20 protein-coding genes are annotated in these 20,230 nt (G+C 66.0%); 11 read left to right on the plus strand and 9 right to left on the minus strand.

Annotated elements, in window-relative coordinates; translation table 11 throughout:
* Nucleotides 1–123 precede the first annotated feature (123 nt).
* Both CDN38_RS24140 and CDN38_RS24145 read left to right on the plus strand, forming a co-directional pair.
* Nucleotides 124–1,209: an NAD(P)H-dependent amine dehydrogenase family protein gene (locus CDN38_RS24140; protein ID WP_075513101.1), complete on the plus strand. Its 1,086-nt coding sequence runs from the start codon at nt 124–126 to the stop codon at nt 1,207–1,209.
* A gap of 112 nt (nt 1,210–1,321) precedes the next feature.
* Nucleotides 1,322–3,163, plus strand: a complete 1,842-nt coding sequence (locus tag CDN38_RS24145; protein WP_099319226.1) for an Hsp70 family protein — start codon at nt 1,322–1,324, stop codon at nt 3,161–3,163.
* A 24-nt stretch (nt 3,164–3,187) separates the two neighbouring features.
* On the opposite strand, the gene CDN38_RS24150 is transcribed toward CDN38_RS24145, so the two are convergent.
* Nucleotides 3,188–3,586: a hypothetical protein gene (locus CDN38_RS24150; RefSeq protein WP_233027022.1), complete on the minus strand. Its 399-nt coding sequence runs from the start codon at nt 3,584–3,586 to the stop codon at nt 3,188–3,190.
* A 206-nt stretch (nt 3,587–3,792) separates the two neighbouring features.
* Nucleotides 3,793–4,746, minus strand: a complete 954-nt coding sequence (locus CDN38_RS24155) for an SDR family oxidoreductase (protein ID WP_075513103.1) — start codon at nt 4,744–4,746, stop codon at nt 3,793–3,795.
* Nucleotides 4,747–4,824: 78 nt separating this feature from the next.
* On the opposite strand from CDN38_RS24155, the gene lnt reads away from it, so the two are divergent.
* Both lnt and CDN38_RS24165 read left to right on the plus strand, forming a co-directional pair.
* On the plus strand, nt 4,825–6,324 hold the full coding sequence (lnt, locus tag CDN38_RS24160) for an apolipoprotein N-acyltransferase (protein WP_180276379.1): 1,500 nt from the start codon (nt 4,825–4,827) through the stop codon (nt 6,322–6,324).
* Nucleotides 6,321–7,025: an SHOCT domain-containing protein gene (locus CDN38_RS24165; RefSeq protein ID WP_075513104.1), complete on the plus strand. Its 705-nt coding sequence runs from the start codon at nt 6,321–6,323 to the stop codon at nt 7,023–7,025. The genes lnt and CDN38_RS24165 overlap by 4 nt, the downstream gene beginning before the upstream one ends.
* A 7-nt stretch (nt 7,026–7,032) precedes the next feature.
* On the opposite strand, the gene CDN38_RS24170 is transcribed toward CDN38_RS24165, so the two are convergent.
* Nucleotides 7,033–7,698, minus strand: a complete 666-nt coding sequence (locus CDN38_RS24170; RefSeq protein WP_408633044.1) for an MBL fold metallo-hydrolase — start codon at nt 7,696–7,698, stop codon at nt 7,033–7,035.
* Nucleotides 7,647–8,732: an S-(hydroxymethyl)mycothiol dehydrogenase gene (locus CDN38_RS24175; RefSeq protein ID WP_099319227.1), complete on the minus strand. Its 1,086-nt coding sequence runs from the start codon at nt 8,730–8,732 to the stop codon at nt 7,647–7,649. Before CDN38_RS24175 ends, CDN38_RS24170 begins: the two co-directional genes overlap by 52 nt.
* A 406-nt stretch (nt 8,733–9,138) precedes the next feature.
* Between CDN38_RS24175 and CDN38_RS24180 the strand changes: the two genes are divergently transcribed.
* The 4 genes from CDN38_RS24180 to CDN38_RS24195 all read left to right on the plus strand — a co-directional run bounded on the left by CDN38_RS24180 (nt 9,139) and on the right by CDN38_RS24195 (nt 12,029).
* Entirely contained in the window at nt 9,139–9,354 is a 216-nt protein-coding gene (locus CDN38_RS24180; protein WP_075513124.1) for a hypothetical protein, read from the plus strand.
* Between the two features lie 93 nt (nt 9,355–9,447).
* Nucleotides 9,448–10,542 carry a class I SAM-dependent methyltransferase gene (locus CDN38_RS24185; protein ID WP_075513107.1) on the plus strand — a complete coding sequence of 365 codons (1,095 nt, stop codon included), beginning with the start codon at nt 9,448–9,450 and terminating at the stop codon, nt 10,540–10,542.
* Between the two features lie 13 nt (nt 10,543–10,555).
* Nucleotides 10,556–11,374 carry a serine hydrolase domain-containing protein gene (locus CDN38_RS24190; protein ID WP_075513108.1) on the plus strand — a complete coding sequence of 273 codons (819 nt, stop codon included), beginning with the start codon at nt 10,556–10,558 and terminating at the stop codon, nt 11,372–11,374.
* Between the two features lie 142 nt (nt 11,375–11,516).
* Nucleotides 11,517–12,029: a DUF3145 domain-containing protein gene (locus CDN38_RS24195; protein WP_036412540.1), complete on the plus strand. Its 513-nt coding sequence runs from the start codon at nt 11,517–11,519 to the stop codon at nt 12,027–12,029.
* A gap of 62 nt (nt 12,030–12,091) precedes the next feature.
* Here the strand turns inward: CDN38_RS24195 and CDN38_RS24200 are convergent, their stop codons facing one another.
* Both CDN38_RS24200 and CDN38_RS24205 read right to left on the minus strand, forming a co-directional pair.
* Nucleotides 12,092–12,571, minus strand: a complete 480-nt coding sequence (locus tag CDN38_RS24200) for a hypothetical protein (RefSeq protein ID WP_075513109.1) — start codon at nt 12,569–12,571, stop codon at nt 12,092–12,094.
* Nucleotides 12,572–12,650: 79 nt separating this feature from the next.
* On the minus strand, nt 12,651–13,292 hold the full coding sequence (locus CDN38_RS24205) for a cellulase family glycosylhydrolase (RefSeq protein ID WP_082277383.1): 642 nt from the start codon (nt 13,290–13,292) through the stop codon (nt 12,651–12,653).
* Between the two features lie 1,016 nt (nt 13,293–14,308).
* Here CDN38_RS24205 and CDN38_RS24215 point away from each other — a divergent pair.
* Nucleotides 14,309–14,653 carry a hypothetical protein gene (locus CDN38_RS24215; protein WP_075513111.1) on the plus strand — a complete coding sequence of 115 codons (345 nt, stop codon included), beginning with the start codon at nt 14,309–14,311 and terminating at the stop codon, nt 14,651–14,653.
* 265 nt (nt 14,654–14,918) lie between these two features.
* Here the strand turns inward: CDN38_RS24215 and CDN38_RS24225 are convergent, their stop codons facing one another.
* The 3 genes from CDN38_RS24225 to CDN38_RS24235 form a co-directional block, all read right to left on the minus strand.
* The gene (locus tag CDN38_RS24225) at nt 14,919–15,446 is read right to left on the minus strand and encodes an Rv2253 family sensor-like surface protein (RefSeq protein ID WP_075513112.1); all 528 of its coding nucleotides are present in this window, start codon (nt 15,444–15,446) and stop codon (nt 14,919–14,921) included.
* 63 nt (nt 15,447–15,509) lie between these two features.
* Nucleotides 15,510–16,460 (minus strand): diacylglycerol kinase, encoded by a 951-nt coding sequence (locus tag CDN38_RS24230; RefSeq protein ID WP_075513113.1) that lies wholly within the window; start codon nt 16,458–16,460, stop codon nt 15,510–15,512.
* Nucleotides 16,457–18,037, minus strand: coding sequence for an FAD-binding oxidoreductase (locus CDN38_RS24235; RefSeq protein WP_099319469.1), 1,581 nt, complete (start codon nt 18,035–18,037; stop codon nt 16,457–16,459). The genes CDN38_RS24230 and CDN38_RS24235 overlap by 4 nt, the downstream gene beginning before the upstream one ends.
* Nucleotides 18,038–18,084: 47 nt before the next feature.
* Between CDN38_RS24235 and CDN38_RS24240 the strand changes: the two genes are divergently transcribed.
* Together CDN38_RS24240 and CDN38_RS24245 are read left to right on the plus strand one after the other, a co-directional pair.
* Nucleotides 18,085–18,654, plus strand: a complete 570-nt coding sequence (locus tag CDN38_RS24240; RefSeq protein WP_075513115.1) for a TetR/AcrR family transcriptional regulator — start codon at nt 18,085–18,087, stop codon at nt 18,652–18,654.
* Nucleotides 18,654–20,201, plus strand: a complete 1,548-nt coding sequence (locus CDN38_RS24245; RefSeq protein ID WP_099319230.1) for a glycerol-3-phosphate dehydrogenase/oxidase — start codon at nt 18,654–18,656, stop codon at nt 20,199–20,201. The genes CDN38_RS24240 and CDN38_RS24245 overlap by 1 nt, the downstream gene beginning before the upstream one ends.
* The last annotated feature ends 29 nt before the right edge of the window (nt 20,202–20,230 follow it).

Genomic DNA, 20,230 nt, shown 5'->3' on the forward strand with positions numbered 1-20,230 from the left:
TCCGCCTGCTTCGGCGTCAAACCCAAACTCACCCAACCATTCTCACCGATCACGCCCGACTATCGGGTCAACGCCACGCGAAAAACACCACCCTCCTAGGGTGAAGCCGGGAGGTGGCGGTTGATGTCGCAACGGGACGCTAAGCGAATAGTCGTCTGGGGCACCGGCTTCGTCGGCAAGATGGTGATCGCCGAAATCGTCAAGCATCCACTGTTCGAGCTGGTCGGGGTCGGCGTCAGCAACCCCGGCAAGGTCGGGCGCGACGTCGGCGACATCTGCGGGCTGCCCGGGCCGGTGGGCATCGTCGCCACCGACGACGTCGACGCCCTGATCGCGCTCCAGCCTGACGCATTGGTGCACTACGGACCGACGGCGATGCGGGCCGACGCCAACATCGCGCTGATCACCCGGTTCCTGCGGGCCGGCATCGACGTGTGCTCGACAGCGATGACGCCGTGGATCTGGCCGACGATGCACCTGAACCCGCCGCAGTGGATCGCGCCCATCACCGAGGCGTGCGAGCTGGGGGAGTCGTCCTGTTTCACCACCGGCATCGACCCGGGATTCGCCAACGACCTGTTTCCCATGACCCTGATGGGGCTTTGTTCCGAGGTACGGCGAGTGCGCGCTGCCGAGCTGCTGGACTACACCAACTACGAAGGCGACTACGAGAAAGAAATGGGCATCGGGCGGGAGCCCGAATTCAGCCCGATCCTGGAAAACCGCGACGTGTTGATTTTCGCGTGGGGCGCCACGGTCCCGATGATCGCCCACGCCGCCGGGATCATGCTCGACGAGATCACCACCACCTGGGACAAGTGGGTGACGCCGACCGAGCGTCACTCGGTGAAGGGCGCCATCTTGCCCGGCCAGGTCGCCGCCGTCCGCTTCACCATCAACGGCATCTACCGGGGCGAGACGCGCATTCAACTCGAGCACGTCAACCGCATTGGCCGCGACGCCGCGCCCGACTGGCCCTCCGGTCACGACGACGACGTCTACCGGGTGGACATCGACGGAACCCCCAGCATCTTCCAGGAAACCGCGTTCCGGTTCACCGACGGCTCGGGCCGCGATGCGGCCACCGCCGGGTGCCTGGCGACCGGGATGCGGGCGCTCAACGCCGTCCCGGCCGTCAACGACCTGTCTCCGGGCTGGGTCACCGCGCTGGACCTGCCACTGATTCCCGGCGCGGGCACCATACGCTGAGCCATGTCGTGATATAGCTCGCGCATAGCCGGCGCAAAGAACGGCTATAGGTGTAGACGGCACAATTTCGGGTAGGCGGGCGCGGGGGCGCGCAGCCGGACGGGGACAAACCATGGCAGAAGGACCACGGCCCGCACTGGGGCTGTCGATCGGTGCCACCAACCTGGCGGCGGTGACCGCCGACCATGCGATCACCCGCAAGCCGGTACTGACCTTGTATCGGCAGCGCCCGCCCGAGGTCGGACTGCCGTCGGAAAACCCGAGACTGGATCAGCCCGGCCTAGTCATGAGCGACTTCGTGGACCGGGTGGGGGACCCGGTCGGCATCGTCGCGGCCGACGGCTCGATGCACCGCAGCGAGGCTCTGCTGGTCGACAGTCTGCGTGCGCTGGCCTACACCGCCACCGGCGGGCGGGCTCTGCCCGACCATGTCGCGCTGACCTATCCCGCCCACTGGGGGTCGGCGGCGGTCGACGCGTTGGGTGCCGCGCTGAGCCGGGTGCCGGAATGGTCGCACGAAACCCAGCCACTGCTGATCCCCGACGCGGCGGCCGCGCTGTTCGCGATGCGGGCCAACCCGGGCATACCGGCCCGCGGCATCGTCGCAGTCTGTGACTTCGGCGGCAGCGGGACCAGCATCACGCTGGTCGATGCGGCCGGCGATTATCAGCCGGTCGCCGAGACAGTGCGTCATCGAGACTTCTCCGGTGATCTGATCGATCGGGCGCTACTGACGTATGTGATGTCGGAGATGCCGGCCACCGGTTCGTTCGACCCGTCCGGGACGGCGGCCATCGGCTCGTTGAACCGGTTGCGAATCGAATGCCGCAACGCCAAGGAGCGGCTCTCCCACAGCACGGTGACCACCTTGGCCGACGAGTTGCCGGGGATGCATCGCGAAATCCGGCTCACCCGAAACGAGTTCGACGAGACGATCCGCGAGGCGTTGGATGGTGTCGCCGCGGTTATGGAACAGACGTTGGCGCGCAACGGAATTCATCCGGCGGACCTGGTCGCGATCGTTTCCGTCGGGGGTGGGGCCAACATCGCGTCGGTCACCACGACGCTGTCGGGTCGATTCGGCGTTCCGGTGGTCACGGCGCCGCGCCCGCAACTGACAGCCGCTATCGGCGCGGCGTTACGGGCCGCCCGAGGGCCCGCCGATACCAGTGCGACGGTGTTGACCTCGGCCCCGGCGGTCGCCGCGACGGCACTGGTCCCCCCGGCCCCGCTGGCACCGGATGGCGCGGATACGCCCGCGTCGGCATTGCAGCCCGCGCTGGCCTGGTCGGAAGCCGACGATGATTCCCGCGTCCTGCCCGTGTCCGACGGCGACTACGCGGATGCCGGCGGTTCCGGCTACACCTCGGCCCGCCCACAGTTGGCGTTTGACCATGACACGCCCGCGGAGTCGAAGCCTGAGCCTCCGGTCATCCCGTGGTATCGCCTGCCGGCGGTGATCATCGTCAGCACGGTCGTCGCGGTGCTGCTGGTCGGCACCGCGGTGGCGATCGCGCTGGGCTCCAACGACAAGCCTGCGACCCGGTCGCCAGGGGTGAGCCCGACCCCGACTACGTCCGCGCCTGCCCCGCCGCCGCCAACCGAGGGGAGCCCGGAGCCGGCGCCGTCACCGCCCGGTACCGAACAGCCGGCGCCGCAAGCGCCGCCAGCGCCACCGCCGTCGACCGAGGCACACCCTCCTACCACCCAAACGACACCCCCCCCGACGACAACCCCACCGCGGGCAAGCACGACGCCGACGACGACGGCGGCCCCGACGACCACCCAGCCGCCCGCAACGACCCAGCCGCTGGCCACCACCCAGCCGCCGGCCACCACGCAGGCACCGCCTACCCAGCAAGCGCCGGCGGTGCCGCAGATACCACCGATTCCGGCCATCCCGCAAATCCCCGGCATCAGCTTCCCGCAGATACCCCAGGTACCCGGGCTCTAGACCCGGTCATCTCACGCCAAGCGCTCAGCCCGCGGTTGTCTCATCCCGGGCTGACTTGAGAACTTCTTCGTTGTAGGCCTGGTCCTTGTCTAGGTCCTTGTCCAGGTTCTCCGCGACCTTCTTGTCTTCGTCTGTTTCTTCGTTGTCCGCCTTGGCTTTTGCGGCCGGCGAACCGGTGTCGTCGGCATATCGAGGATGGCCGTTTTCGTCGAGCCAGTCGCCGACCGCCGTACCGGTAATGGTCCCGCCGGAGCCGGGCAACACCAGCGTCGGCCGGTCCTCATAGGCCGTCATCATTTCGGCCGCGGTTTGTTTGGCTTCGTCGCTGGGTTCCGGCACCTCGGAGGTATCCGGTTTCCCGCCGTCGCTGCTGCCGGCCTGTTGCCGGTGGTCGCTGCGGCCGGCGGCCTGCTCGTCAGTCATGCCCGTGCCCCTTTGTCGTTGCAGTTTGTGACCGGCCCCTCGACTCCGGTTACCCAATGCAGCGCTGGATCGAAACGCCTGCCGGTACGCAGGTCGTCAGTCCCGCGAGACTGCAGCCAAACACGCGACACGGCGCTTGGGCTCGGGGGGCGGTCGCAGTGGCTGCAGTCTCGATGAACACCACCACCGAGAGCGGTTTCGGCCTATCAGGCCGGCGTTGGATAGCGGACCCCCGTGAGACGCTCGGAAACTTCCCAGAGACGTCGGCAGTCAGCGTCGTTGCGGGCCCGGGCGGGCAGCTTGGCCTCCGTCACGCCGCCGCCGGCCGCCTCGTAAAAGCCCCGGGGACCGTAGAACACGCCGCCCTCAGCCTGCGGGGTGGCGGCCGCATACAGCGCGGGCAGTATCCCCTCGTCGATCTCCTGCCAAAAGAACGGAGTCCAACGCCACGACGCCTGGTACAGCCGCTGCATCAGCGCCGGCTTCTCCCGGCCATGCGAAGGTCCGCTGATCTGCAGGTTGGTCTTGGTCAACCCGGGGTGCGCGGCATTGGACATGATCCCCCAGCCGGCCTCGCGGCTTCGGCGGTCCAGCTCGCGCGCAAACATCAGCACTGCCAACTTCGACTGTCCGTAGGCCGCCATGGGGGCGTAGGACTTTTCGAACTGCAAGTCGTCGAAGTGGATACGGCCGCGCCGCGCCGCCAAGCTGCTCAGCGAGACCACCCGCGCGGCCGGCGCCGCGCGCAGCAGCGGCAGCACCTGGGCGGTCAGCGCGAAGTGACCGAGATGGTTGCTGCCGAACTGCAATTCGAAGCCGTCGGCGGTGGTGTCGCGTTCGGGTGGGGTCATGACGCCGGCGTTGTTGATCAGAATGTCGATCGGGCGGCCTTCGGAGTTCAATTGCTCACCCAACGCGGCGACGGAGGCCAGCGACGACAGGTCGAGTGCCTTGATGGTCAGCTTGGCGTCGGGAACCGCGGTGCGGATCTGCTCGATCGCCGCCTCACCCTTGGCGCGGTTGCGGATTGCCATCACCACATCGGCGCCGGACGCCGAGAGCCGTCGGGCCAGCCCGAACCCGAGACCGCTGTTGGCGCCGGTGACGACGGCGAGCTTCCCGGACAGATCGGGCACCGTGGCGATCAGATCGTTAGCCATGCGTTTCACTCCTTTTCCGGTGGCGCCTGTCCAGTGTCCTCCTCGCCGTCGCAGAATCCGACCGGCATGCTGAACACCATGGCCCTCCATTCGGGAACGTGCCGGCGGCGCGTCCCCGGATGGGCGGTGGCGTTGGTCTTCGGCACGCTACCGTCGCTGGCTTTCCCGGCGCCATCGTTGTGGTGGCTGGCGTGGTTCGCGGTGGTGCCGCTGCTGCTGGCGGTACGGGCCGCGGCCACATCGTGGGACGGCGCCGTGCGGGCCTGCTGGGGTGTCGGCGGGTTTGTGTTGACCACTCAATACTGGCTGGCGACCAGCACCGGCCCGCTGTTGGTGGTGTACGCCATGGGCCTCGGTGCCCTGTGGCTGCCGTGGGGATGGATCGCCCATCGGCTGCTGTCGGCGCCGGTGACCGCCGCCCGCATGGCTGCGGTGGTGGTGGTGCTGCCCAGCGCGTGGGTGGCGGCCGAAGCGGTGCGGGCGTGGCCCCCGTTGGGCGGTCCGTGGGCGCTGTTGGGGGCGTCGCAGTGGAATCAGCCCGTCACGCTGGCGTCGGCGTCCCTGGGCGGAGTGTGGCTTACGAGCTTTCTGATGGTCGCTGCCAATGCCGCCATCGCCGTCGCGATCGTGCACCACGGGCCGATGCGGCTGGTCGCGCTGGGGTGTGCGGTGGCATGCGCGGGACTGGGACCGGCGTGGTATCGGCTGGGCCCGGCGCCCGTCTCCGGTCCGACGGTGCGAGTCGCGCTGGTACAGCCCGGCGACATCGACGATGCGACCGTCCGTGAGGCGGCCAGTGAGGCGATCACGGCCACCCTCGTAGGCCAGCGGGTGGACTTGGTGGTTTGGGGCGAAAGCAGCGTGGGGCAGGATCTCACCGGACATCCCGAGGTGCTGGCCCGCTTGGCGGAGTTGTCCCGGCGGGTGGGCGCCGAGCTGCTGGTCAACGTCGATGCGGCAGCGCCGGGCGGGGGCATCTACAAGTCGTCGGTACTCGTGGGTGCCGGCGGAGTGCTCGGCAGTTACCACAAGACCCGTCTGGTGCCGTTCGGCGAATATGTGCCGCTGCGGCCGCTGGTCGGCTGGGTCACCCGCCACAGCAAGGCCGCCGCCGAAGACCGGAAGCGGGGACCGAGGCCGGTGGTGCTATCTGCCGGTGGTCTCGATATCGGGCCGTTGATCAGCTATGAGACCACGTTTTCCGATCTGGCGCGGCGCGAAGCACTGCTGGGGGCCGAGCTGTTGGCGTATCAGAGTTCCACCTCGACATTTCAAGGCAGTTGGGCGCAGCCGCAATTGGCCGCGCAACCCGCGGTGCGTGCGGTCGAGGCGGGCCGCCCGGCGGTGCATGCCGGGTTGTCCGGCGACAGTTCGGCCTTCGACGTCCGGGGGCACCGTCTGGCGTGGTGCCCGTCGGATTTCCGGGGCGCCGTTGTGGTCAGCGTTCCGTTGGGCGCGTGCGCCACGGTGTACCAACGGCTGGGGGATTGGGTGCCGGCGACCGCGTTTGTGGTGCTGATAGGTGCTGTGGTCGTCGCGATGCTTCGCGCCCGTCGGCGTGCCAAACTGCGTGGATGAATAGCAGACGGGTAGCCAAGATTTCGCTGACCCTGGCCGTTGTGACGTTGGTGGTGTCGGTGGCCGGCTTCATCACCACGTTGGTGCTCAACGCATTCTTTCTGGACAAGTACAACGCTTACGGCGAAGTGCCCGTCCCCGGCTCGGGCAGCATCCACCTGCCGGCCGGGGAGGTCACCGTCAGCCTGCACACCGTGGTCATCGGCGGCACCAACGGCACCGGCCTGCCCGTGCCGCCGCTGGGCATCTCGATCGACCCGCCCGAGGGAGTGCCACAACCGCGGGTCACCGAAAGTGTCGGCAGCACAACCACGGTCAACAACGACGCGCATGTGCGGGTGTGGATTGTCCAGGTTCCGGTCGAAGGCACCTACCGCGTGACGACCGAGGGCCAGGTCGGCGGATACATCAACCCGCGACTGGCTTTCGGTCACCAGAGCTCCTACGGCTATCTGGTATGGGTATTCGTCGCCGTCTTCGTCGTCGGCCTGGGGGATCTGGCCTTGTCGGTGATATGGCTGAGTCGCAGCCGGCCTACGACGGTATCGCCGACTTGGTCGGCGCCTGTCGAACCCAGCGAGCCCAGCGCCGAAGGAGTTAAGCTTGAGCGGCTCAAAATCATTGCGGCTCTGCGTGATTCAGGGGCATTGACCGAAAGCGAGTTCCAGGCCGAGAAGCGCCGGATTCTTCAGGGGCACTGACCGTCCTTCAGTGACCGCGGGCAACCCATTGCTCGTAGTGGATGATCTCGTCGCCGATCGTGGTGCTGTCGCCGTGGCCGGTATGCACCACGGTGTCGCCCGGCAACGCCCCGAGCCGTTGGGAGATCGATCGCAGGATCGTGGGGAAGTCGGAAAACGAGCGTCCGGTTGCCCCGGGTCCGCCGGAAAAGAGGGTGTCACCGCTGAATACGACACCCAGCTCCGGCGCATACCAGCACACCGATCCCGGTGAATGGCCCGGGGTATGCAGCGCACGCAACTCCGTCCCGGCCACACGCAGCGTCTCTTCGTCGTCGACAGCGCGAAAGGCTGCGTCCGGGTGCGTCATTCGCCACAGTACGTCGTCGCCGGGGTGCAGTAGCACCGGTGCGTCCAGGGTCTGGCCGAGTTGGGGAGCCACCGTCACGTGGTCGTTGTGGCCATGCGTGCACACCACCGCCACCACATTGCGGCCCCGGACCGCCCCGATGATCGGCGCGGCGTCATGGGCGGCGTCGAAAACCACGACCTCGGAGTCGTCGCCGACCAGCCAGATGTTGTTGTCGACTTCCCAACTGCCGCCGTCGAGTTCGAAAGTCCCATGGGTGACGACGCGCTCGATCACAGCATCACCACCGAGCGCAGCACCGTGCCGTCGTGCATCTTGTGGAATGCCTCCTCGACGTCGTCGAGCCCGATGCGTTCGGAGACGAACTTATCCAGCGGAAGCCGGCCCTGCAGGTAGAGGTCGATCAGGGTGGGGAAGTCGCGTTCGGGTAGGCAGTCGCCGTACCACGAGGACTTCAATGCCCCGCCATGGGAGAAGAAGTCCACCAGCGGCATCTCCAGTCGCATGTCGGGTGTGGGCACGCCCACCAGTACGACGGTTCCGGCCAGGTCGCGGGCGTAGAAGGCCTGCTGCCAGGTTTCGGGCCGGCCTACGGCGTCGATCACCACGTTGGTGCCGAAGCCGTCGGTGAGGTCCTGGATGGTTGCGACGACGTCGGTTTCGCGGGCGTTGACGGTGTGCGTGGCGCCGAATTCGCGGGCCCACCGCAGCTTGCTGTCGTCGGTGTCGACGGCGATGATCTGCTTGGCCCCGACCAGCGCGGCGCCGGCGATCGCGGCGTCGCCCACCCCGCCGCAGCCGATCACCGCCACGCTGTCATCGCGGGTAACCCCGCCCGTGTTGATCGCGGCACCGATGCCGGCCATCACTCCGCAACCCAGCAGACCGGCCACGGCGGGGTCGGCTGCCGGATCGACTTTGGTGCACTGGCCGGAGTGCACCAGCGTCTTGTCGGCGAACGCGCCGATGCCCAACGCTGGGGTGAGTTCGGTGCCGTCGGTCAGCGTCATCTTCTGTTCGGCGTTGAAGGTGTCGAAGCAGTAGTGCGGCCGGCCCCGTTTGCACGCGCGGCACTGACCGCACACGGCGCGCCAGTTGAGGATCACGAAATCGCCCGGCTCGACCGTGATCACTCCGGGGCCGACAGCTTCCACGGTGCCCGCGGCCTCGTGGCCGAGCAGGAACGGGTAGTCGTCGTTGATGCCGCCGTCGCGGTAGGTCGAGTCGGTGTGGCACACCCCGCAGGCGCTGATGTCGACGACGGCCTCGCCGGGCCCGGGATCTGGGACGATGATGTCCACCAATTGGACAGGTTCACCCTTTTTTCGTGAAATCACACCGCGCACTGTCTGATTCATGGCCCCAATCTATAGCGTGCCGGACATACACAGACCGGGTGTTGGCACCAGCGTCACGAAACTGAAAGACCATATTGCGTCCCCGGCGTTGTGCTCCTACTTCTTCCAAGCGCGGTCGATGGCGCTGTGCAATCGTAAACGGCGGGAACGGCGGGCCGGCCGGAATGACCGGCCTTATCGGCGAGGGCGCTTCGGCGTTGGCGGCACCAGCGGGCTGCTGGTGGGGCTGGACGGATTTCGAGGCTCCGGCGCCCACCACGCCGTTGCACGCCGTGCAACAACAAGTAATGCATGCGATCAACCTGCCCTTCGAGTTGGCGACAGGGCGCCCGCTGATCGGCAACGGCACCCCCCGGTCTGCCCGGCTCCGGTGGTGCCGGCGGGACCGGTGGGTGGCTGCTCGGCGATGGCGGAGCCGGCGGAGCCGGTTATCCGGGCACGGCCTTTGCCGGCGGTTTTGGTGGGGACCGGTGGGATCGGCGGTGCGGGTGCGGTGGTGATCGGCAACGGCGGCAACGGCGGCAACGGCGGCAATGGCGGCAACGGAACCACCGCGGGCGGCGCCGTAACCGGCGCCGGCGCACGATTGCTGGGCGAAGACGGGCTCGACGGCGTGCTATAGCCGATCCGCATTGCTGACCACAACCAACACAGGCTGCAGAACCGTCTTCGCCTTGGACCAGCGCCTCACCAGCCCGGTGTAGCGTCGCTGATCATGACGGCAACCGAAACCGGCCCCGAAACCGGCCCCGAAACCAGTGAGGAATTCGGCAACAGAATCGTGGCGGCTATCGACAGCGCGGGTCTGGCGATCCTGCTCAGTGTCGGCCACCAGACCGGGCTGCTGGACACGATGGCCGAGCTGCCGCCGTCGACCAGCGCCCAGATCGCCGAGGCGGCGGGCCTCAACGAGCGCTACGTCCGGGAATGGCTGGGTGGCGTGACCGCCGCGCAGGTCGTCGACTACGACCCAAAGAACGCGACGTATGCGCTGCCCGCACATCGGGCGGCAGCCCTTACCCGAGCCGCCGGGCCCAACAACCTGGCCCGTGTCACGCAGTTCATCGCGTTGCTCGGTGAAGTCGAGCAAAAGGTCATTGACTGCTTCCGGGCCGGCGGGGGCGTGCCCTACAGCGATTATCCGCGCTTCCACACGCTGATGGCCGAGATGAGCGGTGAGGTGTTCGACGCCACCCTCGTCGACGTGGTCTTGCCGTTGGTCGAGGGCCTGCCGGAGCGTCTGCGGGCCGGCGTCGAGGTGGCCGACTTCGGTTGCGGCAGCGGGCATGCGGTTAACCTGATGGCACAGGCGTTCCCGCAAAGCCAGTTCACCGGCATCGACTTCTCGGAGGCGGCGGTGGCGACGGGCGCCGCGGAGGCGGCTGCGCTTGGCCTGGAAAACGCCGCATTCGAGCGACATGACTTGGCGCAGCTCGACAAGGTCCCCGAAAAAATTGCCGCGTACGACGTGATCACCGCCTTCGACACCATCCACGACCAAGCGCAGCCAGCGCGGGTGCTGCAGAACATCTATCGAGCCCTGCGACCCGGTGGTGTGCTGCTGATGGTCGACATCAAAGCGTCGAGCCGACTCGAGGACAACATCGGTGTCCCGCTGAGCACCTACCTGTACACCACGTCGATGATGCATTGCATGCCGGTGTCGTTGGCGCTGGACGGCGTGGGGTTGGGGACCGTGTGGGGCCGCCAGGTGGCCACCTCGATGCTCGCCGACGCCGGCTTCAGTGACGTGTACGTGTCCGAGGTCGAATCAGATCCGTTGAACAACTACTACATCGCCAGGAAGTGAAGCGCCGGACTCGATGGCCGCTTTGGATGTTCTTGACGACTGGCCGGTGCCCGCTGCCGCCGCGGCGGTAATCGGACCCGACGGTGTGCTGGCCACCCATGGCGATACCACGCAGGTGTTCGCGCTGGCGTCGGTCACCAAGCCGTTGGTGGCCCGCGCCGCGCAGATCGCCGTCGAGGAAGGCGTCGTCGACCTCGACAGCCCGGCGGGGCCGCCCGGGTCCACGATCCGTCATCTGCTGGCGCACGCATCCGGGCTGGCGATGCACTCGGCGAAGGAGCTGGCACGGCCCGGCGCCCGCCGGATGTATTCCAACTACGGCTTCACTGTGCTGGCCGAAACACTGCAGCGGGAGTCGGGAATCGAATTCGGCAGCTATCTGACCGATGCGGTGTTCGAGCCATTGGGCATGGCGAATACCCGGCTGGATGGCGGCGCGGCCGCAGCCGGGTTCGGCGCCACGTCGACGGTCGCCGACTTGGCGTTGTTCGCCGGTGATCTGTTGCGTCCGTCGACGGTTTCCGGGCAGATGCACGACGTGGCGACCACCGTGCAGTTCCCGGGCCTGGACGGGGTGTTGCCCGGATACGGGGTCCAGCGCCCCAATGACTGGGGGCTGGGGTTTGAGATCAGGGATGCCAAGTCGCCGCACTGGACCGGTACCCGCAACTCGCCGCGAACGTATGGGCATTTCGGTCAGGCAGGCGGGTTCATCTGGGCCGATCCCGGTGCCGACCTGGCGCTGGTGGTCCTCACGGATCGTGATTTCGGCGAGTGGGCTAGAGGGCCCTGGCCGGCGATTTCGGACTCGGTTTTGGCCGAGTACATCTAATCCAGACTGCACACTAGCGCAACAGTGGTCTCACAAGGCACAATAGACACGCAGACAACATAATTTCGTGGCAGGTATCTCGCTCTGCTGGTTCGCCAGGTCGTTGGGGAAGACGTCCCTCGCGGAACCGAAGGAGCAAGAGATGCGTGCGTCGAACCAGTTCGCCGACGTGACGACCGGCGTGGTGTACATCCACGCTTCGCCTGCGGCGGTATGCCCTCATGTCGAGTGGGCATTGTCGTCGACCCTGCAGGCCAAGGCGAATCTGGTCTGGACGCCGCAGCCGGCGATGCCCGGGCAATTGCGTGCGGTCACCAACTGGGTAGGGCCGGTGGGCACCGGCGCCCGGCTGGCCAATGCGTTGCGCTCGTGGTCGGTGCTGCGGTTCGAGGTCACCGAAGATCCCAGCCCCGGCGTCGATGGGCAGCGGTTCAGCCACACCCCGCAGCTGGGCTTGTGGAGCGGTGCCATGAGCGCCAACGGCGACATCATGGTGGGGGAGATGCGGCTGCGGACGTTGATGGCGCAGGGCGCTGACACCCTTGCCGCCGAGCTGGATTCGGTGCTGGGAACGGCGTGGGACGAGGCGCTCGAGGTCTACCGAGACGGCGGCGACGCGGGTGAGGTCGCGTGGTTGAGCCGGGGGGTCGGTTAGCTACTCCGACCCGAAAGAGCTTTACCGGCGGTAAACGGCTGACCCATGGCACCCGCTAAACATCAGGGTGCCACGACGACTTCGACGGTGTTTGCGCCCGGGTCTGCCACGACGGGCAACAAGGCGGCGCCGGGTGCCGAAGTGACTTGTCCACCTTTGACACTCACTTGATAGCCGTTCGGATACTCGATGGGCGGCGCTGAGATGATTGTCTGCTCGCCGGGGATGAAACTTCCGTGGTGGTCGGCTCGCTCAGTCACGTAGGACAGTTGGAACTTGCCTCTGCGGAATGCCCAGAACTTGGGGGTGCCAGCAACCACCTGGGGGTACGGTTCGGCGAGCGCTGCGAGTTTGGCCGCGTTGACATTATCGCCGGTCGGCGGGAGTGCCGGATTGTAGACCAGAGCTTGCGCATTGGGTGCCGTGCTCGTCGGGTCGTTGCCGGTGTACGCCCACTCCAACCAGCCCATGTTCGGCAGGTCGGCTTGCTGGATCACCTCGGTGATGTTCTGCAGGTTATTGGTCGCGCCAAACTCCGTCATCAGTTGCGGGTCTGGAAGAACTTTGCATAGATGGTCCCGTTGGTTTGCGTGATCGCGTCCAAGACCGGGCAACCGACATCTACATGCACCGTATCTCGGTGGCGCAGTAGTCGTGAAATGCGAAGGCGGTGTGTGGGTCGATCACCTTGCCGAGGTCTGTGTGGATTCCGGCGGCGAATAGCTGATTCGGCTGGAAGAAGACCAACCTCGTCGGGTCGACAGCCCGAATTATCGGAACGATCTTTGTGTAGAAGTTCGTCAACTTGTGGTCCTGGACGGGGCAGCCCAAGACCGGGTTCAAGCACCCTTCCCACACGAATCCCGGAAACGGCTCGTTGAACGCCTCGTAGCCGAATACTGCTGTGTTGTTGCGGAAGTACTCCGCGTCATGCGCAAAGGCGCGTGCAAAGTGGTCCTCGACTCCGATCCCGTCCGGCGCGGGCGCGTCTCGCCAGAACGCGGCATATACATTTTCCAGCGCTGGATTGAGGAAATAGTTGTTGGGAAAGCCGAGTTGAGGGTTGGGCAGCCTCGTTTCCGGCACCGCCCACGCCGGCGCGCCCTCACCTTGGAAAATCTCGTTGTAAATGTCCTGGTGCATATCGAGCAGGCTGACGTTGCCATGCGCCGCCAGCGTCTGCACGGTCTGCGCGATCGAGGCAAGGTAAGTGTCGTCATAGCTGAGCGGTTGGGGTTCGACGGCGGTCGAGAAGACACCCAGCGGTTGTCAACGATCTTGTGGCTGTCCAGACTGCTGGAAACGTCGATGGTACCCACGAATTCAGAAATTCCTGTGGCGATCGCGCGTAGGCGTCGGTGGCCGATTGCCAAGCCGGTCAACAGGTTCGATGGAGCTGACAGGGTTGCCGTGCGGTTGCGCTTGTAGTCATGGGTCCTCGTCTGCCCGTGCCCCTCGTCATCGGCAGCGAGTCCTGCGTGCTGCCGACCGCTTGAATTCAAGCTGGTGTGCGCCCCGCACTGATCGAATCCCGACCCCTCGACCCAGCGATTCAAAACCCAGGCGGCACCGAACCTTCAGAAATGGCAACCGCAGATACTTTTCCGTCGGGGTGGAAGGCGCTCCATCCGCGGATCGAAGAAACGGCGCCAAGGGGCGTAGAACACCTGATCATCGACACCCACGGACAAGTCGGAGATCAAGATCGGATGACCGGTTCGTAAATGGAAGAAGCAGTGAGACTGTTATATACCGTGGTGAGCCAACGAAAGCCCAGTCGATACCGTACAGATATTTCTCGCCGAACGCTAATCAAAAGCCATTATTGATCAATAACATAGAATTATTGAGGTTCATCGATTCCAGTCCTCACTGACGGGATGCCGGTGCGAACACCGGTCCAACGACTTGACAACATCCGTTGACCTGGGCTCCTGCGCAGTGACGATCGACGCACTTATGCCATATACGGCGTAAGCCGTGGGGTATGGCGGCGGGGCCGTTACCGCCTTTCCGGATTCGGCCTGATGTGTCCCGTTCACCGGTCCACTTCGAGTTGACACCGCCGGCCCTCCGTGCCGTAAACTGCCGCAGGTATGTTGCGACTTTTCCGAACTAGTGAGTCAATGTCGAATCTTTATCAGCACAACCGAACTTCAGATCCTTCGCGAGAAGGTCCGTTTACTTACGCTGCCCGGCCGAAGCTCATTCACAAGTTCGGATCTTGGCTTGAAATCAGCCGTATGGATTCAGCACGCTAAAGAAGGGTCAACACACAAATGAAGTCGAACCTTACTCGCCTTGGCGCCGCGACGTTGGGCTGTGCTGCGGTGATTGTGTCTTCTGCTGCGGTCGCCAGCGCTGATCCGCCAGACTCGCACAAGCCGAACATGACGATGGGCTACTGCCCGGGCGGGCGTTGGGGTTTTGGCGAGTTAGCTGTGTGCGACGGCGAGAAGTATCCCGACGGATCGTTCTGGCACCAGTGGATGCGAACCTACATAACCGGGCCGCAGTGGTACTACGACTGCGTCAGCGGCGACGAGCCTCTGCCGGGCCCGCCGCCGCCTGGTGGTTGCGACGGCGCGATTCCGCCCGACCAGCCTGACGCGCCCGCCACCTGACCGCTGCCGGCGGTGATCGCGCCCTGACATGACGCCTATCGACCGCGTCGACGGAGGTCACCCGGGCTGGATCGGGTCGTGTCCGAAGCCTGGCACCCGGCAGCAACCACTCCGGGGAGGCGATCGCCGCCGCGAGGCGGTGTCCAGTTGGCGCGACGAACCGCGACGAACCGCGACGAACCGCGACGAACCGCGACGAACCGCGACGAACATTGCCAAGTTCAGTGCCGTCGCCGCATGATCGCGACCGCAAACGTCGAAGTAGCTAAATAACGCTCTCCGGCTCGAAGGCCGGCTTGGCCGATACCGGCATGTCGACATTTCCCTTGCAGGCGCCGCTGGTGATGTCGGTGTGGAACACGCCGGTGAGGATTCCGTGCGGACCGGGGGTATATGCCGCAATGGATTTCGCCGGGTCGTACTCGATTGTGCCGTCGGGCAGCAGGCAGTCCCACTTCCAGGTGGTCTCTCGCACCCACTGGGAACCGTTCCAGGTGTATTCAATGGGGCGCTGGATGAACTCATTTTTGGCCGGCGGCCCATCGGTCACCGTGGCGATACAGACGCCCGCCGCACAGCTCGAGCTGAAGGAGTATTTCGCCCGGTGGGCGTATTCCGCTCCCCTGGCTGCGATGCTGGTGCCGGTCTTCGCATTGGCCCCGAACGTCACGACGTATTGTCCGTTCCAGCTCGGACCGTCGTCGGCCGTCGCGCGCGGAGCTTTCGACATCACGACACAACACAACGACGCAGCAGTCAAAGCAGCCAGTGCGGTCTGGCGAAGTCCGGACATCTTTCCTCCCTGATCGAGGCCTGATCGGGTTTGGAAAAGATGTCGGGTTCCGTGACCGAGTCGTTACACCGGTGAGGGATTGGGGCGCAGCAGCTGTAGCGCGGCCGGAACCGCGGAGATCTCGGCCGGCAGCGGACACGCGAAGTCGCCGTCGGCGTACACGTTGATGCCGGGGCACTCGACGTCGACGGTCTTGGCCCGTGCGGTGGTCACCTCGTTTAGCTCGACGTGAGTGCCCTTCATGGCGGTGGGGAAGAAGCGGACCAACCTTGTCCGCGATCCCGACGCCACCATGGTGATGTCGAGCAGGCCGTCGGCGGGATCAGCGTTGGGGCAGATCAGCAGCCCGCCGCCGTAGCTGCGGGTATTGCCGAAGGCCGCAAGCGTGAGATCGGTCTCGATTTCCCGGGCGCCGTCGAGGACCAATCGAAACGGCAACGTCCGCAGCTGCGACAGCTCGGCGAGCATCGCGATGTAGTAGCGCATGCGCCCATGCGGCCAACGCATCCGATTGGCTCGATCGGTCACCAGCGAATCGAATCCGGTTGCCGCCACGGTGCCGAACCATTTGTCGACCCCCGCGCGGTCACGGATCCGGCCCAGGTCGATGGTTTCCGCCCAGCCGTCGACGACGATGTCCGCGGCGGCTTCGGGATCCTTGGTGGGAATCCCGAATTCGCGGGCGTGATCGTTGCCGGTGCCCGCCGGAATGATGCCCAGCGGAACATCGGTGCCCGCCAACACCTGCAGCGCATTGGAGATGACACCGTCGCCGCCGGTGACGACGACGGCGTCGGTGCCCTTCTCGAGTGCGGCCGAAACGAGATAACGCGCGTCTTGCGCGTCGTCCCCGATGATTTCGACGACCTCTACACCGCGATGATGCAGCCGGGCGATGGCAATTTGTGCGGCCCGGACCGCGGCGCCGTGCCCCGAGACGGGATTGGTCAGCGCGGTCACCTTGCCGATCTCGCGCCGGCGCGGTTGCCGGGAAACAGGGTTTTCGGCAGTCACGGAATCAGCTTGCCGGGATTGAGAATTCCGGCCGGATCCAGTGTCGCTTTGATCGCTCGCAGCAGTTGTACACCCAGATCGCCGACCTCCTCACGCATCCAGGGGCGGTGGTCGGCGCCAATCGCGTGGTGGTGGGTGATGGTGCCGCCGTTGGCCATGATCGCGTCCGATGCGGCCTTCTTGGCGGCCATCCACTGCTCGATCGGATTGCCCCGCTGCCCCGCGACGACGGTGAAGTACAACGACGCCCCGGTCGGATACACGTGCGACACATGGCACATCACCAGCGCCGGGGTCCCCGATTCCGCCAGTGACCTGGTGAGCGCCTCGGTGACCGCGGCTTTCAATCTCGGGATGTTGGACCAGTCGGTGGCGGTCTCCAGCGTCTCGCACAGCGCGCCGGCCGCCAGCAGCGAGTCGCGCAGGTAGGGCGCGGCGTACCGGCCGCGCTCCCAGGCCTGCGCCGGCCCCTCGCCCAGTGACGTTCCGCCGTGGGCCGCCAGCAACGCGCGCGTCTCGGCGTGCCGGCTTTCGGCGTGTTCCTTGGTGCCCTCGAAAAGGGTGAGTCCCAAACAGCCGCCGGTGATTTGGTTTTCACCGATCGATTCGGTGGTGGCGAGGTTCACGCCGGTCTCGGCCTCATCGGAGAGGCGGACGACGGTGGGTCCGGTTCCGGTTTGGGTGACCGCACGTAGCGCCGCGACGCCGGTAGTGAAGTCGGGGAACGACCAGGCTTCGTAGCGCGTCGTTTCCGGTATCGGGTGGACCCGCAGCCGCACCTTGGTGATGACGCCGAAGGCACCCTCCGAGCCGATCGCAAGTTGGCGCAGGTCCGGACCTGCCGCCGATGCCGCTACCCGGCCCAGATCCAGCACACCCACCGGGGTGATCATGCGCAGCCCGAGAATCATGTCGTTGAACCGGCCATAGCCCGCGGAATCCTGGCCGGAGGAACGGGTTGCCGCGAAACCACCGATGGTGGCGAACAGGAAGCTTTGCGGGAAGTGCCCGAGCGAGAAGCCGTGCTCACCGAGCAGGCGTTCGGCCTCGGGGCCGGTCACGCCGGCGCCCAATTCCGCTATGCCCGATACCTCGTCGAGAAAGTGAAGTTCGTTGAAGCGCCGCAAATCCAGCGAGATCACCGCGCCGAACTCGCCGCGGTCGGGATCGAGCCCGCCGACGACGTTGGTGCCGCCGCCGAAGGGGACGACGGCGATGCCGTGGTCGGAGCAATACCGCAGGATCGCGGCCACAGTGCCGTCATCACCGGGCAGCAACACCGCGTCGGGAGCATCCTGAGGGCCAATGTCCTTGCGCCGCAGCATGTCTGGGGTGGATTTGCCGCCTGCGTGCAGCAACCGGTCGCGGTCGGCGGCGCGGAAGTATTCGGCGCCGACGATTTCGGCCAGCGCATCCTGGTCGGCCTGCGACAAGGTGGACGGGCGCAGCGTCACCTGATCGGGATTAAGCTCGGCTTCATCCGAATCACCAAGGCCAACAACCTGTTTCAGCAGAGCACGGACGCTGTCGGAGAGTGGCTTCGCAGCGGCGGGATCTCCCCACGCGTTCCATTTCATGGGCGGAAGGAGTTCCTCGAGATGTGTCATGCGTTACAGTATTGCATATGCTGTCAACGAGTAATGCTCCCGAAAACATCGGGGCGCGCATACTTGCGGCGGCCGCGAGCTGTGTCCGCGATTACGGTGTTGACAAGGTGGCACTCGCCGAGATCGCACGACGCGCGGGCGTCAGTCGCCCGACCGTTTACCGCCGGTGGCCGGACACGAGGTCGATCATCGCGACGTTGCTGACCAGCCACATCACCGACGTGCTCAACGAATTGCCCCTCGATGGCGACGACCGTGAAGCCGTGGTGAGGCAAGTCGTCGCGGTGGCCGATCGGCTGCGGCGCGACGATTTGATCAAGGCGCTGATGCACTCGGACCTGGCCAGGGTTTACATCACCGAGCGCCTGGGCACCAGCCAGCAGTTCCTGATCGAGGGGCTCGCGGCGCGACTCAAAGTGGCACAACAATCGGGCAGCGTCCGCGCCGGCGACCCCCGTCAACTCGCGACCATGGTGCTGCTCATCGCCCAGTCGACGATCCAGTCCGTCGACATCGTCAATCCGATCCTCGATTCCCAAGCACTGGCTGCCGAACTCACCTACTCACTGAACGGATACCTGGCCTGATGCCCAATTCGACCGCTCTGAACGCCGCGCGCCGCACTGCCGAACTGACCGCTCTGGCCAACGGGGAAGCGTTGGATGTGCTCGTCATCGGTGGCGGGATCACCGGTGTCGGGATCGCGTTGGACGCCGCGTCCCGGGGCTTGCGGGTGGCGCTGGCCGAAAAGCACGACCTCGCGTTCGGAACCAGCCGGTGGAGCTCCAAACTGGTGCATGGCGGGTTGCGCTACCTGGCTAGCGGCAACGTGGGCATCGCCCGGCGCAGCGCGATCGAGCGCGGAATCCTGATGACCCGCAACGCCCCTCATCTGGTGCATGCGATGCCGCAGCTGGTCCCGCTGCTGCCGTCGATGGGTCACGTCAAACGCGCGCTGGTGCGCACCGGGTTCCTGGCCGGTGACGCGTTACGCATGCTGGCCGGCACGCCGTCCTCGACGCTGCCCCGATCGCGCACCATCCCGGCGCAGCGCGTGGTCGAGATGGCGCCGACCGTGCGGCGTGACGGCCTTGCCGGCGGCTTTCTAGCTTACGACGGGCAATTGATCGACGATGCCCGACTGGTAGTGGCGGTCGCGCGCACCGCGGCCCAGCACGGCGCCCGGATCCTGACTTACGTTGGCGCATCGAACGCGACGGGCACTTCGGCGCGGTTGACCGACCAGCGCACCGGCCAAACCTTCGATGTGTCCGCCCGCGCCGTCATCAACGCCGCGGGAGTGTGGGGCGGCCAGATCGACCCCTCGCTGAAGTTACGGCCCAGCCGTGGAACACATCTCGTATTCGACGCCGATGCCTTCGGGAATCCGACTGCGGCGCTGACTATTCCGATTCCCGGTGAGCTCAACCGCTTCGTGTTCGCCATGCCCGAGCAGCTGGGCCGGGTTTACCTCGGTCTGACCGACGAAGATGCTCCCGGCCCGATTCCGGATGTGCCAGAACCATCTTCGGAAGAGATCATGTTCCTGCTGGACACGGTCAACACCGCGCTGGCAACCACACTGCAGACCACCGATGTCATCGGTGCCTATGCCGGGCTGCGGCCACTGATCGACACCGGCGAGGGCCGCACCGCTGACGTTTCCCGCGACCACGCCGTCATCGAGTCCCCGTCGGGGGTGATCAGCGTGGTCGGCGGCAAGCTGACCGAATACCGGTATATGGCCGAGGATGTGCTGAACCGTGCAATCAGCCTGCGGCACTTGCGCGCCGGTGATTGCCGGACTCGCAACCTGCCGTTGATCGGTGCGCCGGCGAACCCAGGGCCTTGTCCACAGGGACCGGCGGCCGGCTTGCCCGGGTCATTGGTGGCGCGTTACGGCGCCGAGGCAGCCAATGTGATCACCACCGCCTCCTGCGAGCATGCCACCGAAGCGGTCGTCGACGGCATCGACGTAACCCGGGCCGAGTTCGAGTACGCAGTGACCCATGAGGGTGCACTGGATGTCGACGACATCCTGGATCGCCGAACCCGAATCGGCCTGGTGCCCCGCGACCGGGAGCGTGTTGTCGCCGTCGCCGAGGAGTTCCTTGCAGGGGCCGCACCGGGGTAGTGGAACTGCGTGGTGAGGAGCAGACACAG

The organism is Mycobacterium ostraviense (assembly GCF_002705925.1).
Taxonomy (GTDB): Bacteria; Actinomycetota; Actinomycetes; order Mycobacteriales; family Mycobacteriaceae; genus Mycobacterium; species Mycobacterium ostraviense.